We start from the raw sequence: 16,817 nt of genomic DNA, 5'->3' as shown, positions 1-16,817 counted from the left end.
TTAACCACCTTCCACAAGCTGATAATTCACCCCATCAGCGGGTCCGGGGTAATATTTCCCCCGCACAGCAGAACCGCCGCGCGTTCGTCTGGTTCTGGCTTATAAACACCTGAGGTCAAAGCCGCCAACGCAGTCGCCCCGGCCGGTTCGACCAATATGCGATGGGTCTGCCACAGCGCCTTTTGCGCATCGGCAATCGCCTCGTCTGAGACAAGAACAGATGTCATTCCTTGCGCAAGATCGAAACAAATCCCTCCGATCCGCCGCGCGCCCAGCGCGTTGGCCGCTATCCCCGAGACCGAGACATCCACCGGTTCACCCGCCTGCAGCGCCGCGTTCAGCGCGCAGGAGGTTTCCGGTTCGACTGCTACGACCTTGCGCGTGCCATCAAACCAACCCAAAGCCCCGGCAATCAGGCCACCGCCGCCCACTGCAACCAAAATGGTGTCAGCCTGCAGCCCCTGTGCCTCCCATTCAGCAAAACACGTGCCCTGCCCTGCTACGGTTGCCGGTGCATCATAGGCGTGGATTTGCATCGCCCCGGTTGCTGCCTCATGCGCTTTGGCCTCGCTCAGCGCGTTAGCGTATTCACCCTGTACAACTGTCAGATCTGCGCCCGTCTGTTCAATCAGGGCGATCTTGGATGGTCCGGCAAGGTCTGGCACGAAAATCTTGGCCGGATATCCCAACGTTTGTGCCGCATACGCCGCCGCCGCCCCGTGATTGCCGCCCGAAGCCGCCACAACGCCAGCCTCGGGCACGTCCAAGCTGAGCAGCGTATTAAACGCCCCGCGCGCTTTGAAACTGCCCGTGTGCTGCATATGCTCCAGCTTCATTTCGACCGGATAATCCAATCCGGGCACGCGGCTTTCAATCACCGGGGTCACCTGCGCATACCCATTGATCCGTTCGGCGGCGGCCGAAATTTCACTCTTCCAATTCATTCTTGTTCTTCCGTGACTGGCACTCTGCCTGCGAACCCTATAGCTGTTTTATGAACACGCAAGCAGGGAACCATCACCCATGAGAGAAGACCGCCTCAGCCCTTTCCGCGACGCCCAGACTGACCGCTCGACCGCGAGCGAGGTGCCGGACACGCCGCAGACGCGCTCACCCGCCTATCGCCTTGCCTTCGCAGACGATGATTTCCTGTGCCGGGATGAGCTGCGCCCCGTGCGTCTGCAGCTGGAGTTGTTGAAGCCCGAGATGATCATGACCGAGCGCGAGATCACCTCGACCATCGTCATGTTCGGTGGTGCGCGCATTCCCGAGCCGTCGCAGAAACACACCGCGCGAACCCAGACGCTGGCCAACCTGTCGCAATATTACGACGAAGCGCGGGAATTCGCCCGTCTGATGACCGAAAAATCCAATGAAACCGGCTGCCGCGAGAACGTGATCGTCACTGGCGGTGGCCCCGGCGTGATGGAGGCCGGAAATCGCGGTGCCCAGGATGCTGGCGGTTGTTCGATTGGCCTGAACATTGTGCTGCCGCACGAGCAGGCGCCGAACCTGTATGTAACGCCCGATCTCAGCTTTAATTTCCACTATTTCGCCATTCGCAAGATGCATTTCCTGATGCGCGCCCGCGCAATCACCATCTTCCCCGGCGGCTTCGGCACGATGGACGAGCTGTTCGAGTCGCTGACGTTGATCCAGACTGGCCGGATGGAGCGTGTGCCCTTCCTGCTGTTCGGTCGCGATTTCTGGGAAAAAGTCATCAATTGGGAGGCACTGGCCGATGCGGGCACGATCTCGGAAGAGGACCTCGACCTGTTCCGCTTCGTGGATACCGCGCAAGAGGCGGTCGATATTATTGAAAACTGGGAACCGGCCCCACCCCGCGACGAAATTCCGGGGCGCTGAAACATGAAGCCGCCAAAGACCGGTGAGATGTTGCACCTGCGTGGGAACGCATTGGACAAGGGCGATCCGGTGGCTCTGCCGCTGACGCAAAGCAGCATGTACCATCTGCCCGGCGCACCGGACGGGCATCCGACCTATGGTCGGGTCGACAACCCGACATGGGTGCATCTGGAACATGTGTTGGCGCATCTGGAAGACGCGCCCTGTCTGACCTTTCCGTCAGGCATGGGGGCGGTTTCTGCCTCTTTGTTCGCGACGGTGAAAGCCGGGTCTCATATCCTGATTCCCTCGGACGGGTATTATGTCACACGACTGCTGGCCGATCGGTTTCTGTCCAATCTTGGCGTCTTAGTTACTGAGCGTCCGACGACGGCGTTCGCCGAGGGCGGGTTTGACGGGTTTGACGTGGTCTTTTTGGAAAGCCCCTCGAACCCCGGTCTGGATATGATGGACCTGCCTGCGATCGCCACTGCCGTTCGCGCGGCGGGCGGTCTCACGATTGCCGACAACACAACGATGACCCCATTGGGTCAACGCCCGTTGGATTTGGGCATCGACGTGGTGGTCGCTTCGGATACCAAGGCAATGGGCGGGCATTCCGATCTGCTGATGGGTCATGTCGCCAGCCGCAACGCGCAGATTATGGAACGGGTCGAAGAATGGCGGCGCGTTTCCGGCGCGATCCCCGGCCCGCATGAGGCATGGCTACTGCATCGCGGGTTGGAAACGCTGGACGTTCGTTTCGACCGGATGTGTGCATCGGCGCAAGTGCTCGCGGAACGGTTGGCAGAACATGAGGCCGTGAAACAGATCCGCTATCCCGGCCTGTCGGATGACCCGTCCTATGCTCTGGCCAAGGCGCAGACGTCCCGGTTCGGGTTCTTGTTGTCGATCACGTTAGAGACCGAGGAAAAGGCCGAAACTTTCATCAACACCTGCCCGATGCTGCGACCGGCCACATCGTTCGGCGGTGTTCATAGTTCTGCCGAACGACGCGCACGCTGGGGCGATGACGTCGATCCGGCCTTTATCCGTCTTTCAATAGGTTGCGAACCTACGGATGAACTGTGGCAGGCGATGGAAACCTGCCTGAACGCGTTATGATTTCTTCTTAGGCTCGCGCAATTCGGTGAACACGTAGATCGGCAGCAGAACGCTGGCGATCAACGCGCCCAGCCAAACGAGCAGGGTCGCTGCTAACAGATTGGCAACGCCGCCAACGGTCAGCCCTGCCGTAATCAGATCCGTCACCAACAGACCGACAAACGTTACGATCAAAGCAATCCCACCTTTGATCGAGGGCGCTTTTTTCTCACCCAGTTTCAGGATCAGCGGCTCGGCCACCACCTGCACCAGAGTGAACACGATCACCACGACGATGAATGATATCGGTTTGATCGCAAACCCCGACAACAACAGCGTCGCAAGCAACAACCCGATGGCATTCCCGGCCAACAGGGCCAGTGCGGATTTTATTCTGCGCGTCATGGGGTTCTCCGTGAATGATCAATTAGAAACATGCAGATGTTAACAGACTCGAAGGAATTTGCGAGCGGTTTCAAAAGCCACTTCCTTTTGGGTTATTGAAATCGCATGATAAAACACATTCATATAGATCAGACCCACCCCCATCGACGAGAGATGTGATGAGCGACGATCCCTATACCGTTCTTGGTGTCGCTAAAGACGCCAGCGCCGCCGAGATCAAGAAGGCTTATCGGCGCATCGCCAAAGAGTGCCACCCGGACCTGAAACCCGGGGATGACGAGGCTGAAGCCAAGTTCAAGGCCGCCGCTTCGGCTTATGACCTGCTGAAAGATGCGGCGACACGCGCGCGTTACGATAGTGGCGAAATTGATGCCTCGGGTCAGGAACGTCCCCAGCAGCAGTATTATCGCGAATATGCCGAGGCCGCCGGGAACCCTTATCGTGCGCGCGCAGCAGACCCGGATGACATGTCAGACATCTTTGCCGAATTCATGCGGGGCCGCGGAGGACACCAGCAGCGCACGCACGAATTTCACGCGCCGGGCCACAATCGCGCTTACAATCTGCAGATCAGTTTTCTGGATGCGGTGTTTGGCGCCAGCCAAAAGCTGACGCTGCCGGATGGTGACCGGATCGAGGTGAAGATTCCTGCGGGCATCACCAATGGACAAACTATTCGCCTGCGCGGCAAAGGCGACCCGGGTTTTGGCGAAGGCCCGCCCGGCGATGCTTTGGTCACTGTGTCAGTGGCTAAACACCCGGTCTTTGATCGTCAGGGCGATGACATCCATATTACTCTGCCCATCACAATTGATGAGGCCATTCTGGGTGGCAAGGTACCCGCCCCCACCATTGATGGCGGCGTCAATGTTAGTGTCCCCGCAGGCACCAGCAGCGGCAGGACGTTGCGCCTGCGCGGCAAGGGGGTCAAGAAGCGCGGCTCGTCCGATCGCGGCGATCAGTTGATCGAACTAACTGTATCCATGCCCGATCAGATTGATGACGAGTTGAAGCAATTCATGGAGACTTGGCGCGAGAGCCACAGCTATGATCCGCGGAAAGGAATGCCGTCATGACCCGCACCCTGACCGAAGAGCAGCTGATCGCAACCGTCACCCGCCTGACCTCGACCCGCCTGACCGAATACCTGGCTGCCGAGATCGTCATTCCCGAGCAAACCGAGCAGGGGTTGGTATATCACACCCTCGACGTGGCGCGGTTGGAGCTGGCGTGCGAGCTGCACGACCAATACGAGATGGAGCCTGATGCGCTGTCGATGATGATCTCACTGATCGACCAGATGCACGGCCTTCGGGCCGAGTTACGAGAGGTTCTGAATGCGGTAGAAACACAACCGGAGCCGGTGCGTCAGACATTGATCGAGGTAATTGGAACGGCGCGGTTCGGTCGCAAGTAACCCGCGCTTAGTTGCCGACAACATTCTCTTCGGGAACAAAGAAAGTGTAATCCCGATCAGCCACCGCTTCGTGACAATCATGGCAATAGACGACAGCGTCCGAACGCGCGCCCATCGTGTCACCAAACAAAGACCCATCCGGCATGACCATGATATAGCGCCAGTCCGCAGTTTCCGGGCTGGTGCCTTGGGCCAGTTTTTCCATCACGAACAAAGCCCCGGGATGGACATTGCCCTCGTCCGTGACCGTGACGCTGTCCTTGGCCAGCACTGACCCCATCGGCAGCTTTTCACCCTCGGCCAAAGTACCATAGTTGTGCGCCATGCGGTTGGCATAGCTGTTCACATAGCGCTGCCCATGGGTTGCCGAGATGTAAGGCGCGTCGTTGAACAGCGGCCATGCCTGATAGTTCATCAGCAAATCTAACTGCGCGGCGGCATAGCCACGCTCCATCCGTCGCTGCAGGGACTTGTAGATGCCCAAAGCTTCTTCTTTGGACAGCTCGGCAGGATTTTCAATGGCAAGGTGAGCATCCTCACCACTGGATTGAGCGCCAGCTTGGTACGCGGCAAGCCCCACCACAAACAAAGCCGCAAGAGATGTCGGAAACAGTCTTATAAATCGTACAAACATGTATTTGGCCCACCTGCTTCAAAAGGTTCGCCTGAACGCCGCAAGTTACGTGTAAAATGATAGCGGCCATGAACAAACGCGCCACGACCGGAATGCGACTCTCACTGCTTTGTGCGCAAGCGTGAGGCCTAGGCAGCCGGTTTCAGCCCCCGAAACATATCAAATTGTGCATACAAATAACAGCGGCCAGAAAATTAATTTCTTGGCGTAGTTTGCACGAAAGTTGGGCTTGTCAGCTCTGCAATCCCGCTTCGGCTTCGATCTGCTTGCGCGACTTGCGGGCGCGCTCTGTGGCCGATTTCAACTGACCGCAAGCTGCCATGATGTCCTCGCCACGCGTCTTGCGAATGGGAGAGGCATATCCCGCCTGATAAATGATGTTTGCAAACGCGCGGATGCGGTTATTCGAGCTGCGCTTGTAAGGCGCGCCGGGCCATTCGTTGAACGGAATCAGGTTGATCTTGGCGGGAATGTTGTGGCTTTTGATGTGGTCGATCAAGCGATGCGCATCTTCGTCGCTATCATTCACACCATCCAGCATCACGTATTCAAAAGTAATCCGCTCGGAATTGGACACTTTGGGATAGCTTGCCAGCGCCTGCAGCAGTTCTTGGATGTTCCAGCGCTTGTTGATGGGCACCAGAAAATCGCGGGTTTCATCCGTTGTCGCGTGGAACGAGATCGCCAGCAAGCAGCCGATCTCGTCAGCTGTGCGCGCAATTTCCGGCACCACGCCGGACGTCGACAGGGTGATCCGACGGCGTGACAGAGAAATGCCTTCGGGGTCCATGGCGATCTTCATCGCGTCGCGCACGTTTTCGAAGTTATAAAGCGGCTCACCCATGCCCATCAGAACGATGTTCGACAACAGGCGTGTTTCGTCCTTTGGCGCACCAGGGGTCGGCCATTCGTCCAGATCGTCGCGGGCCATCATCACCTGACCGACGATTTCTGCAGCCGTCAGGTTGCGCACCAGTTTCTGCGTGCCCGTATGGCAGAAGGAACAGGTAAGCGTGCAGCCAACCTGAGACGAGATACACAGGGTCCCGCGATCCTCTTCGGGGATGTAGACAACCTCGACCTCATGGCCACCCGCGATGCGGCACAGGTACTTGCGCGTGCCGTCTTCGGACACCTGCCGTGTCACGACTTCGGGGATTTCCACAACGAAATTCTCAGCCAGTTGCGCACGATACGCTTTGGCGAGGTTGGTCATCTCGGCAAAATCGCGCACGCCCCATTGATAGATCCACTGCCAGATCTGCCCGGTCCGCATCTTGGCCTGCTTTTCCGGCGTGCCATGTTCGATCAGAGCGTCACGCAACTGATCACGGGTCAACCCGACAAGGTTGATCTTCCCCTCGGGCAGTTTGCGGGGGATGGTCATGACATCTTGAGTGATCGGCGCTTTGGGCGACATTTGGCTATCTCAACGAATTCGGGCTTGGGATGCGCCTCTATATAGGATCGCGCGCAAAGATCAAAAGAATTCGTATCGTTTAATTTGCCATACGCAGCAATTCGTCCACACGCGCCCGGCCCAGATCGACGCGACAAGACGCGATGGCGATGCCGGTGCCAGAGCCGCCGCCGTATGAAGCACCCACTGCTTCACATTGCGCATCGCGATATCCTCTCCATGCCTCTTGTGCAGCCTCAAGTGCCGGTTGTGCCACCACACGGTCTGTGACCTCGTCCAACTCAAATGCGGACTGCATGGCGAAGCCATAGCTTGTCTCAACAGCCATATTCACGCGTTTCTCCATTTCCCCAACGCAGGCTCCGATTTCGACCTGCGAACCTGCGTCGAAACATTCCAGGCTGGGATCTGCCCACGCGGTCGAAGAGAAAAGAACTGCAATCAGGACGTAACGCATTATCCGTTTCCACATATAAACCCTTGTATGAGGCCACCGTAGCACGCGTTGCGCCATAGTCCCAATTGCAAGTCGGCCGCATAGGCCAAACCGATGCGACCGAACTATCTGCATTGCGATTGCGAGGAATCAGATCAGGTAAACATATCAGATCCCTGCTGGCAGGATGTCGCAATCATCCGCGTCCAAAGTTTGCACGGGATCTTTCGGACCACATTGCTCGCCAGAAACCGGATAGGTTTCGTTGTTTTTTTCACATGCGCTCAGAAATACGGCGGCGACCACCAACACAGCAGCAAGAGGTTTGTTCAGCATGGATAAGCTCCTTCCATATATTTGAACTGATTGGTTCAGAAAGATGGATCGCTTGCCTTGATGCGGATCAATTTGGTGGATGGACGTAGCGTAAATTTCAGATGACACGTATGATCGCCCACGAAAAAGCCCCGCCAAATGACGGGGCTGCGTAGACCTGTTGTACTTGCTTATTGGGTGCAGCGCTTTTCGGCGTCTTCGATCGCAGCACTGAAACCCAACAGCGAGAACGTGTCTTTGGTCTGGGTTCCGCGCTCGGACCGGGCGGTCAGAACGGCCTCGGTGCCGCGCTTCATCGCTGCGACGACCTTCAAGTCTTCGCCTTCGGTTGCCGGCCAGGCCCATTCACCTTCGGTGATCAAAGCGAACTCGGTGCCGTCAATCTCAAGGGTGACCGTCGATCCTGCCGCGAAAGGATAGCCGCCGGTAAAGGTCACCTGACCTTTGACTTCGGCATTCGGGCGGTAGAACACGAACAACAGGATGTCGCTGCGGCGCACCGAAACCACGCGCCCACCTTTGGTGTTCACAGTCTCTTTGGGCGCGGATACGCTCCAGCACTCTGTGGGATCTTTCTCCACAAAAACGCTCCAGTCGGTCTTCGCAGCAACCCGATTGGTGCTGGTCGCCTGCTGAGCGATTGCGGTTGTGGCCATTCCTGCCACGCACAGACCCGCAATTGTGCGGACGAGTTTTAATCCCATCTGTCCAGCCTCCTAGCTCGACCTAATACCTCATACCCATCGAGACCGCATACGAACTCTGTCGGTTCGTCTGTAAGTTGCGTATTCCGATGATTGTCGACATACACACACTAACGCAGGTTTCGCCACAGGCGAAAGGGCGATTGGCAGATTTTTGCGCATATAATGGAGGGGCCAGATGACGCAGCCGGTACCAATGACAGAACTATGGCGAGGCCCCTTGTTGGAAAGCCTGCATCTTGGCCACGCAGTGATCTGTGACGACAGCGGCCAAATCGTACGCAGCTGGGGCGATCCGGACGCGGTGATTTACCCTCGGTCTTCTGCAAAAATGATCCAGGGGCTGCCGCTGATCACATCGGGTGCAGCCGCCAAATATGGCCTGAACTCCGAGCATCTGGCCCTCGCCTGTGCCTCGCATAGCGGCGCACATATCCATACCGACAGGGTTGCTGCCTGGCTGGATCACTTGGGCTTGACCGAACACGATCTGCGCTGCGGTCCGCAAGAACCGCAGGACATGGCCGCGCGCGACGGGCTGATACTTGCCGATGACACGCCCTGCCAGATCCACAACAATTGCTCGGGCAAACATTGCGGGTTTCTGACGGTCGCACAGCACATGGGCGCGGGACCGGAATACCTTGAGATCGACCACCCCGTACAGCAAGCCTGCCTGTCCGCGCTGGAAGATACCACTGGAGAAACCAGTCCTGCCTATGGAATCGATGGATGTTCGGCCCCGAACTTTGCGACATCACTGGTGGGACTGGCGCGTTCGATGGCGTGGTTTGCCTCGGCCGCTGACCGGTCGGACCGTGCCAGCGACGCAGCGCAACAGCTTACGGCGGCCATGATCAAGCACCCCGAACTGGTGGCGGGCGAAAGCCGCGCCTGTACAGAACTGATGCGCGCTATGGATGGCCGCGCTGCAATCAAAACAGGGGCTGAGGCGGTGTTCATTGCCATCATCCCGGAAAAACGAATGGGTGTTGCGCTGAAAATCACTGATGGCACCACCCGCGCCAGCGAATGCGCAATCGCCGCGATTCTGGTCAGCCTTGGTGTGCTGGAGGCCGATCACCCGGCCACCCGCAAATTCATGAATGCCACGCAATACAGCCGTCGCGGGCTGGAATGCGGCGTAATCAGGCCTGCGCCGGGGTTCCCCGGCTAAGGTTACATTTCTATTTCATGCACCTCGGCCACCTCGACCGAGCCTGAACCGTTGACCACCATGGGACAGCCCTTGGCCATTTCGGTCGCAGCATCAATGCTATCGGCCTTTACAACCGTAAAGCCGGATGCTGGGTTTGCGCCGCCATTGTCGACGACGCTTCCGTTGCTGACCGTATAGGATTGACCAACCGGATTGCCGGGTATGTCCAGCGCCTCACCCATGCCTTGAAACCATGCGCCCCACGCGGCCATGGTTGCTTCGACTTCGGCGGGGTCGGTTGGTGTGGTTCCGCCGTGATAGACAAACAAATATTGTGGCATTTTATTTCCTCCCTAATGAAAACTTATCCAAACTGCGCCTCAAGCTTGGCCAGCGACGATGTCCAGCCCATGTTGTGGTTTGCTGCGGCCTCGACATCTGCCAGTTCGCGGTGATCCAGCACTAACCTCGCCCCGTTTTCGGTCGCAACGACCAAAAACGTCACGTGACTTTCCGGCCCGCGCTGATCCTGATCGTCATGCCAGGCCCAGGTGAACCCAACCGAATTGGGCGGATCAACATGGGTTACGTGGCCCGAGACTTTAAATGTCTGGCCTTCCGCGTTCTTCATCACAGAATACCAGGGCCCCGTGCGTGAAAAGTTCAGGTCATGTTCGGGTACATGCACCCCTTCCGGCCCCCACCACTGCAACAGCTTTGCGCCATCGCTGATCCAGGCAAACAGGTTTTCCGGGGTGGTCGGGAACTCACGTTCCAGTTTCAGGTCGGCCATGAGTTTTCCCTTTCAATCAGGTCGCCCAGACGATCGAGGCTGTTTTCCCAGAACTGACGTTTCGAGATCGTCCATTCCGCAATCGCCCGCAGCCCGTCAGGCTGGACAGAATACATCCGCTGGGTGCCTTGGACGCGCTGTTGCACCAACCCGGCCTCGCGCAGCACTTTTAGGTGGCGCGAAATCGCTGCGCCCGACATGCCGCGCCCTTGGATCAGGTCACCGGCAGGCAGCTCTCCGTCCTGCATCAGTTGCTCAACAATCGAGAACCGAGTGGAATCGGACAAAGCAGAAAAAGCGTTAATCAGAGTGTTCATAGCCTTTATTTAACACGTGCGTTAAATAAAAGGAAGACCTTTAACCGGACACGAATTCCGAGCGGCTATAGCCCTGTAAATACAGCAGTGCCGTCAGATCGCCATGGTTGACCCGAACCTCGCAATGCTCGGCAACCGTGGGCTTTGCATGCAGGGCCACCCCTGTTCCTGCCCGGTGCAGCATCCCCAGATCGTTGGCCCCGTCGCCTACGGCAATAACATCTTCTTCACGCAAGCCCAGTCGCGCGGTGATCTGTTCCAAGGCATCCACCTTGGCTTGACGCCCCAAAATGGGCCGCAGTACATCCCCGGTCAGTTTTCCGTTTTGGGCCAGCAGGGTGTTGGCACGGTTCTCGTCAAAGCCCAGCACTTCGGCCACTTTCGTGGTAAAAGCCGTAAACCCGCCCGAGACCAAGGCGGCATAGCTTCCTTTCTGGCGCATCGTCGCGACCAGTTCCTTACCGCCCGGCATCAGAGTGATGCGTTCGTCCAGTACTTTTCCGATCACCGCCTCATCCAGACCTTTCAACAGACCAACCCGTTCGGTCAGTGCGCCTTCAAAGTCCAGCTCGCCATTCATCGCACGTGCGGTAATGTCCTTGACGCGTTCGCCGACGCCGGCCTCATCCGCAAGTTCGTCAATACATTCCTGTCGGATCATGGTGCTGTCCATATCGGCCAACAGCATCTTCTTACGGCGGCCTTCGGCCGGTTGGACAACCAGATCGACGCCCATTTGCTGAAGATCCGCCCAGACATCCCACCGATTGCCCGGCATTTCGTTTAGATGGAACTCTGCAGCTTCATCCGGGCTGAGCCACACGATTTCATCGCCGCCCCATGCGTTCCGCAATGACTCGACCAGCGACAAATCCAGATTAGACACATCGGGGTTGGTCAACAGGGTGGCAACGTACATATTCGATCTCCGGCAAGCTCACCTGCGCATATCGCAGGTGCAGCATTTTCGCCAGAGTCTGTTTCGAACTAGCCCAAAATACCAGGCAGACGCAGCCCGTGGGCCCGCGCGCAATCCTTCGCGACGTCATACCCAGCATCCGCATGGCGCCAAACACCCGAGGCCGGGTCGTTCCACAGAACGCGCTCCAACCGACGCGCGGCATCTTCGGTGCCATCGGCACAGATCACCACGCCCGCGTGTTGGCTAAAGCCCATCCCGACGCCACCACCGTGATGCAAAGACACCCATGTCGCCCCGCTCGCCGTATTGATCAGCGCATTCAGCAACGGCCAGTCGCTGACCGCATCCGAGCCATCCAGCATAGCCTCGGTTTCGCGGTTGGGGCTGGCCACCGACCCCGAGTCAAGATGGTCACGTCCAATCACCACCGGCGCTTTCAGCTCGCCATTGGCGACCATTTCATTGAACGCCAGCCCAGCGCGGTGCCGGTCACCCAATCCAATCCAGCAGATACGCGCAGGCAGGCCCTGAAACGCGATCCGCTCTTGCGCCATGTCGATCCAGCGATGCAGGTGCTCGTTCTCAGGGAACAGTTCCTTCATCTTGGCATCGGTTTTGTAGATGTCCTCGGGGTCGCCCGACAGAGCACACCAGCGGAACGGGCCGATACCTTTGCAGAACAGCGGGCGGATATAAGCGGGTACAAAGCCGGGGAAGGCAAAGGCATTCTCAAGCCCCTCATCCTGCGCGACCTGCCGGATGTTATTGCCGTAATCCAGCGTCGGAACGTCCGCGTTCCAGAAATCCACCATCGCCGCGACATGCTGCTTCATCGAAGCGCGAGCGGCTTTTTCCACCGATTTAGGGTCTGTTTCACGCTTCTCGCGCCACTCTCCCATAGTCCAGCCCAATGGCAGATAACCGTTAATCGGATCATGCGCGCTGGTCTGGTCGGTGACGATATCGGGACGCATCCCGCCCGCCTGCATCCGGGCGTAGATCTCGGGGAAAACATCAGCGGCGTTGCCCAGCAGACCAACGGACTTCGCCTCGCCCGCCTTGGTCCAGCGGTCGATCATCTCCAACGCTTCGTCCAGCGTTTCGGCTTTCTCGTCGAGGTATTTTGTCCGCAGACGGAAATCGATGCTGTCCGGGTTGCACTCAACTGCCAAACAACTGGCCCCTGCAAACACAGCCGCCAACGGTTGCGCGCCGCCCATTCCACCCAGACCTCCGGTCAGAATCCACTTGCCTGTCAGGTCACCGTCGTAATGCTGACGCCCCGCTTCGGCAAAGGTCTCATAAGTGCCCTGAACGATACCCTGCGTGCCGATGTAAATCCACGAGCCAGCGGTCATCTGGCCGTACATCATCAGGCCCTTCTTATCGAGCTCGTTGAAGTGATCCCAGGTCGCCCAATGTGGAACGAGGTTGGAATTGGCGATCAGCACCCGCGGCGCATCCTTGTGCGTGCGGATGATCGCGACCGGCTTGCCGGACTGGACGATCAGCGTCTCATCTTCCTCCAAATCCTTCAGACCGGCAACAATAGTGTCGAAATCCTCCCACGTGCGGGCCGCGCGACCGATACCACCATAGACCACCAACTCATGCGGGTTCTCGGCAACATCCGGGTGCAGGTTGTTCATCAGCATCCGCAGCGGGGCCTCGGTTACCCAGCTTTTGGCGTTCAACTCGGGGCCGGTCGGTGGATAGATGTCGCGGGTGTTTTTGCGCGGATCGCTCATTTCTGGGCTCCTTGTCTGGTCAATGCGCCCGAGAGGGCAAGATCGTTGAGGCGTGTCAGCATGGTTTTTAAATGGGGGCGCAGTTTCGCAGCGCGGTCCTCGCGCCATGTCCACCGGGGTGTCTCATCCATGTAAGCCCGTTGCGCGATCTCCATCTGGATGGCGTGTATGCCATCAGAAGGGCGACCATAGTGGCGGGTGGTCCATCCCCCGCGAAACCGGCCATTCAGGACCGAAGTGAAACCTTCGGCCTTGCTCGCCACGTCGTGCACGGCTTGCTCAATGGCCGTGTCGCACGTCAGCCCATCATTGGTTCCAGTGTTGAGCACCGGCAATTCGCCTTCGAACAGAAACGGGATCAGCGACCGGATCGAGTGGCAGTCAAACAAGATCGCCACACCGTGCCGGTCCCGAACGCGGCTCAATTCATCCAGAAGGGCAGCGTGATAAGGTGCGTGGTATTTGCGCCGTCGATCTTCGACTTCATCCTCGGATGGTGATTGCCCGTCATTCCAGATCTGCTGCCCGTCGAAATCGGTCAGAGGCACAAGTGTAGTGGTATTCTGGCCCGGATATAGCGAGGCGCCGAACGGATCACGATTGGCGTCGATGACGTAGCGATGAACACGCGACCGCACGACCGTGGCATCATCCAATATCCCTTTATAGAGCCTATTTATGTGCCAGTCCGTATCCGCCAAACCGCGCCCGTTGTCATTCAGGCGGGCCGTTATTTCGTCTGGCACATAAGTTCCGCCATGAGGCTGGCCCAGCACAATGGGACCGTCCCCGCGCTGCACGCTGAACACCTGCATCAGAACAGCCCCGGCATCTGGGCACCCACTGCCCCAAGGATGTCACCCTCAGCCACCAAGCACTTGGATGTTTCCAGATCGGGTGCCAAATAGCGGTCTTCGTTCAGTGTTGGGATCTCTGCCCGTACCCTATCCATTACCCGTTGCAACGGTTCGCTGGTTGCCAGCGGTGCGCGGAACTCCACGCCCTGAGCAGCACAAAGCAACTCAACTCCCAGAATGTAATTCAGGTTCTCGACCATCCGTGTCAGACGCCGCGCGCCATGTGCAGCCATCGACACGTGATCCTCCTGGTTGGCCGAGGTCGGTGTGCTGTCGGTCACGCAAGGATTGGCAAGGTGTTTGTTCTCGCTCATCAAGGCGGCGGTCGTGACTTCGGCAATCATCAGGCCCGAGTTCAACCCGGGATCAGGCGTCAGGAACGGCGGCAGATCAAAGCTGAGCGTCGGGTCGACCATCAAGGCAATGCGCCGCTGCGCAATCGCGCCGACCTCGGACACTGCCAGCGCAATCATGTCTGCAGCAAAGCCGACAGGTTCGGCATGAAAATTTCCGCCTGAAACGATGGCACCCGCCTCAGTCAGAACCAGCGGGTTATCGGTGGCCGCGTTCGCCTCGATCTCAAGCGTGGTGGCTGCTTGGCGCATGACGTCCATGGCCGCACCGGTGACCTGCGGCTGGCATCGGATGCAATATGGGTCCTGAACGCGCGTGTCGCCGTCCCGGTGGCTTTCGCGGATCTCGGACCCGGCCAGTGTGGCACGCATGGCGCTGGCGGCTTCGGTCTGGCCGCGGTGCCCACGCAGGGTATGGATTTCGGGCTGCAAGGGCGCGGTCGACCCCATGATCGCATCCGTCGACAGGGCCGAGATGACCAGCGCGCTTTGCGCTGCACGCCAGGCTTCGAACAAACCGGCCAGCGCAAAGGCAGTCGAGAATTGCGTGCCGTTGATGAAGGCAAGCCCTTCCTTTGGACCGAGTTGAACAGGCTCTAATCCAACTGATTTTAGCGCTTTCCCTCCCGGCAGGATGGTTCCGTCAACCTCGGCTTCACCTTCGCCGATGACTACGGCTGTCATATGCGCCAGGGGCGCAAGATCGCCCGAGGCCCCGACCGACCCCTGCGCGGGAATAACCGGGGTCACGCCCTTGGCCAGCATCTGCTGCAACAGGTCGATCAGCTCCCAACGCACGCCCGATGCTCCGCGTCCGAAAGACAACAGCTTTAGCGTCATCATCAACCGGGTGACACGCCGAGGCACGGCAGAACCAACGCCGCAGCAATGGCTAAGGATCAGGTTGCGCTGAAGGGTCGAAGTATCCTTGGCCGCGATCTTGTGGCTGGCCAGCTTTCCGAACCCGGTGTTAACGCCATAAACCGGGTCTTCCCCGGCCGCAGCTTCGAGAATGCGTTTGGCTGCAGCCTCCACCTTGGGTTTGCACCCGTCATCCAGCGATACCGCGGGCTGCGACCAATACACTTCGGACAGATCTGACAGCGTAACCTGACCGGGCACAAGCGACAGGGTCTTCATTACAAACCTCCGAAAATGCGGGCGTGCAGCGGGTTGAAGCCGATCCGATAGGACAGCTCGGCTGGGTGCGTGATGTCCCATACCGTCAGGTCCGCGCGTTTGCCTTCAGTTATTGTGCCAGTGTCGGTCAGGCCCAAGGCTTGCGCCGCATTGCGGGTCACGCCAGCCAATGCCTCTTCCGGCGTCAGGCGGAACAGGGTGCAAGCCATATTCATGGTCAGCAGGAGCGACGTCAGAGGGGACGAACCGGGGTTGCAATCCGTCGCCAGCGCAATCGGCACCCCATACTCGCGCAGCAGTTCAACCGGCGGCACCTGTGTTTCGTGCAGCGTATAGAACGCCCCCGGCAGCAGCACACCCACGGTTCCGGCCTGTGCCATGGCGGCCACGCCAGCCTGGTCCAGATATTCGATATGATCTGCCGACAACGCCCCGTACGAAGCCGCCAGGGCTGCCCCTCCGAGGTTCGAAAGCTGCTCTGCATGCAACTTGACCGGAAGGTTCAGTTCTTTCGCCACATCGAAGACCTTAGCGATCTGAGACGGATCAAAGGCGATCCCCTCACAAAAGCCATCAACGGCATCCACCAGCCCCTCTTCATGCGCCAAACGCAGAGTCGGGATGCAAACATCGCGAATGTAGGTATCAGCGCGCCCCTGAAACTCAGGCGGCACCGCATGTGCTCCTAGAAAACTTGTTTTCACTCGCACCGGGCGCACCTCGCCGATCCGGCGTGCGACGCGCAGCATCTTGAGCTCTGTGTCGGTGTCCAGTCCATAGCCCGACTTGACCTCGATGCACGACACGCCCTCAGTCAGCAGGGCGTCCATTCGCGGCAGGGCATCCTCTAACAGGGCCTCTTCGCTGGCCGAACGGGTCGCTGTGACAGTCGACAGAATTCCACCACCTGCGCGCGCAATTTCTTCATATGAGGCACCATTCAGACGCATTTCGAATTCGACCGCCCGGTTGCCACCAAAGACGACATGGGTGTGGGCGTCGATTGGCGCCGGCGTTATCAGCCGGTCGCCATAATCCACGGTCGGCCAATCAGAATAGTCAGCAGGCAGTGCATTCCGAGGCCCGATCCAGGCAATTTTCTCACCATCAACAGCAAGTGCTGCGTCCTGAACCATCCCATAAGGTTCGGCGCCATTGTCCATGGTCGCCACCCGCGTGCTCAAAAGGACAGATTTTTTGGCCATATCGATTCTTTTGGGCTCCCTT

20 protein-coding genes are annotated in these 16,817 nt (G+C 58.4%); 5 read left to right on the top strand and 15 right to left on the bottom strand.

Going from position 1 to position 16,817, the window contains the following annotated elements; translation table 11 throughout:
• Positions 1 to 26: 26 nt before the first annotated feature.
• Entirely contained in the window at positions 27 to 944 is a 918-nt protein-coding gene (locus tag QMP16_RS14295; RefSeq protein WP_282152929.1) for a threonine/serine dehydratase, read from the bottom strand.
• Positions 945 to 1,023: 79 nt separating this feature from the next.
• On the opposite strand from QMP16_RS14295, the gene QMP16_RS14290 reads away from it, so the two are divergent.
• Positions 1,024 to 1,866: a TIGR00730 family Rossman fold protein gene (locus QMP16_RS14290; protein ID WP_282152928.1), complete on the top strand. Its 843-nt coding sequence runs from the start codon at positions 1,024 to 1,026 to the stop codon at positions 1,864 to 1,866.
• Between the two features lie 3 nt (positions 1,867 to 1,869).
• Positions 1,870 to 2,970 carry a cystathionine gamma-lyase gene (locus QMP16_RS14285; protein WP_282152927.1) on the top strand — a complete coding sequence of 367 codons (1,101 nt, stop codon included), beginning with the start codon at positions 1,870 to 1,872 and terminating at the stop codon, positions 2,968 to 2,970.
• Here QMP16_RS14285 and QMP16_RS14280 read toward each other — a convergent pair.
• A complete protein-coding gene (locus QMP16_RS14280; protein WP_282152926.1) occupies positions 2,965 to 3,354 on the bottom strand; it encodes a hypothetical protein in 390 nt (129 codons plus the stop codon). The two genes, QMP16_RS14285 and QMP16_RS14280, sit on opposite strands and share 6 nt — an antisense overlap.
• A 158-nt stretch (positions 3,355 to 3,512) precedes the next feature.
• Here QMP16_RS14280 and QMP16_RS14275 point away from each other — a divergent pair, with 158 nt between their 5' ends.
• Positions 3,513 to 4,430 (top strand): J domain-containing protein, encoded by a 918-nt coding sequence (locus QMP16_RS14275; protein WP_282152925.1) that lies wholly within the window; start codon positions 3,513 to 3,515, stop codon positions 4,428 to 4,430.
• Positions 4,427 to 4,771, top strand: coding sequence for a hypothetical protein (locus QMP16_RS14270; RefSeq protein WP_058272615.1), 345 nt, complete (start codon positions 4,427 to 4,429; stop codon positions 4,769 to 4,771). The genes QMP16_RS14275 and QMP16_RS14270 overlap by 4 nt, the downstream gene beginning before the upstream one ends.
• 7 nt (positions 4,772 to 4,778) lie before the next feature.
• Here QMP16_RS14270 and QMP16_RS14265 read toward each other — a convergent pair whose 3' ends face one another.
• The 5 genes from QMP16_RS14265 to QMP16_RS14245 form a co-directional block, all read right to left on the bottom strand.
• Complete coding sequence (locus QMP16_RS14265; protein ID WP_282152924.1) at positions 4,779 to 5,405, bottom strand: cytochrome P460 family protein; 627 nt, start codon at positions 5,403 to 5,405, stop codon at positions 4,779 to 4,781.
• A 232-nt stretch (positions 5,406 to 5,637) separates the two neighbouring features.
• Positions 5,638 to 6,825, bottom strand: coding sequence for a 23S rRNA (adenine(2503)-C(2))-methyltransferase RlmN (gene rlmN, locus QMP16_RS14260; RefSeq protein ID WP_282152923.1), 1,188 nt, complete (start codon positions 6,823 to 6,825; stop codon positions 5,638 to 5,640).
• Positions 6,826 to 6,904: 79 nt separating this feature from the next.
• A complete protein-coding gene (locus QMP16_RS14255) occupies positions 6,905 to 7,282 on the bottom strand; it encodes a lysozyme inhibitor LprI family protein (RefSeq protein WP_282152922.1) in 378 nt (125 codons plus the stop codon).
• 147 nt (positions 7,283 to 7,429) lie between these two features.
• Complete coding sequence (locus tag QMP16_RS14250) at positions 7,430 to 7,597, bottom strand: hypothetical protein (RefSeq protein ID WP_186437396.1); 168 nt, start codon at positions 7,595 to 7,597, stop codon at positions 7,430 to 7,432.
• 170 nt (positions 7,598 to 7,767) lie between these two features.
• Positions 7,768 to 8,301, bottom strand: coding sequence for an invasion associated locus B family protein (locus QMP16_RS14245; protein ID WP_058272619.1), 534 nt, complete (start codon positions 8,299 to 8,301; stop codon positions 7,768 to 7,770).
• Positions 8,302 to 8,479: 178 nt separating this feature from the next.
• On the opposite strand from QMP16_RS14245, the gene QMP16_RS14240 reads away from it, so the two are divergent.
• Entirely contained in the window at positions 8,480 to 9,478 is a 999-nt protein-coding gene (locus QMP16_RS14240; protein ID WP_282152921.1) for an asparaginase, read from the top strand.
• Between the two features lie 2 nt (positions 9,479 to 9,480).
• Here the strand turns inward: QMP16_RS14240 and QMP16_RS14235 are convergent, their stop codons facing one another.
• From QMP16_RS14235 to hutI, 8 genes are all read right to left on the bottom strand, one after another.
• A complete protein-coding gene (locus QMP16_RS14235; protein WP_282120369.1) occupies positions 9,481 to 9,801 on the bottom strand; it encodes a YciI family protein in 321 nt (106 codons plus the stop codon).
• Positions 9,802 to 9,824: 23 nt separating this feature from the next.
• Positions 9,825 to 10,253, bottom strand: a complete 429-nt coding sequence (locus QMP16_RS14230; protein ID WP_282152920.1) for an SRPBCC family protein — start codon at positions 10,251 to 10,253, stop codon at positions 9,825 to 9,827.
• A complete protein-coding gene (locus tag QMP16_RS14225; protein WP_282152919.1) occupies positions 10,241 to 10,570 on the bottom strand; it encodes an ArsR/SmtB family transcription factor in 330 nt (109 codons plus the stop codon). The genes QMP16_RS14230 and QMP16_RS14225 overlap by 13 nt, the downstream gene beginning before the upstream one ends.
• 40 nt (positions 10,571 to 10,610) lie before the next feature.
• Positions 10,611 to 11,489 carry a phosphoserine phosphatase SerB gene (gene serB / locus QMP16_RS14220; RefSeq protein WP_282152918.1) on the bottom strand — a complete coding sequence of 293 codons (879 nt, stop codon included), beginning with the start codon at positions 11,487 to 11,489 and terminating at the stop codon, positions 10,611 to 10,613.
• A 68-nt stretch (positions 11,490 to 11,557) separates the two neighbouring features.
• A complete protein-coding gene (gene hutU, locus QMP16_RS14215) occupies positions 11,558 to 13,240 on the bottom strand; it encodes a urocanate hydratase (RefSeq protein ID WP_282152917.1) in 1,683 nt (560 codons plus the stop codon).
• A complete protein-coding gene (hutG, locus tag QMP16_RS14210) occupies positions 13,237 to 14,055 on the bottom strand; it encodes an N-formylglutamate deformylase (protein WP_282152916.1) in 819 nt (272 codons plus the stop codon). Before hutG ends, hutU begins: the two co-directional genes overlap by 4 nt.
• Positions 14,055 to 15,590 carry a histidine ammonia-lyase gene (gene hutH, locus QMP16_RS14205; RefSeq protein ID WP_282152915.1) on the bottom strand — a complete coding sequence of 512 codons (1,536 nt, stop codon included), beginning with the start codon at positions 15,588 to 15,590 and terminating at the stop codon, positions 14,055 to 14,057. The genes hutG and hutH overlap by 1 nt, the downstream gene beginning before the upstream one ends.
• Entirely contained in the window at positions 15,590 to 16,795 is a 1,206-nt protein-coding gene (hutI, locus tag QMP16_RS14200; protein ID WP_282152914.1) for an imidazolonepropionase, read from the bottom strand. The genes hutH and hutI overlap by 1 nt, the downstream gene beginning before the upstream one ends.
• Positions 16,796 to 16,817: the final 22 nt, after the last annotated feature.

The organism is Ruegeria atlantica (assembly GCF_947495585.1).
GTDB classification, from domain to species: domain Bacteria; phylum Pseudomonadota; class Alphaproteobacteria; order Rhodobacterales; family Rhodobacteraceae; genus Ruegeria; species Ruegeria atlantica_G.
The sequence above is the reverse complement of the archived record's forward strand: the minus strand, read 5'-3'. Positions and strand labels throughout refer to the sequence as shown.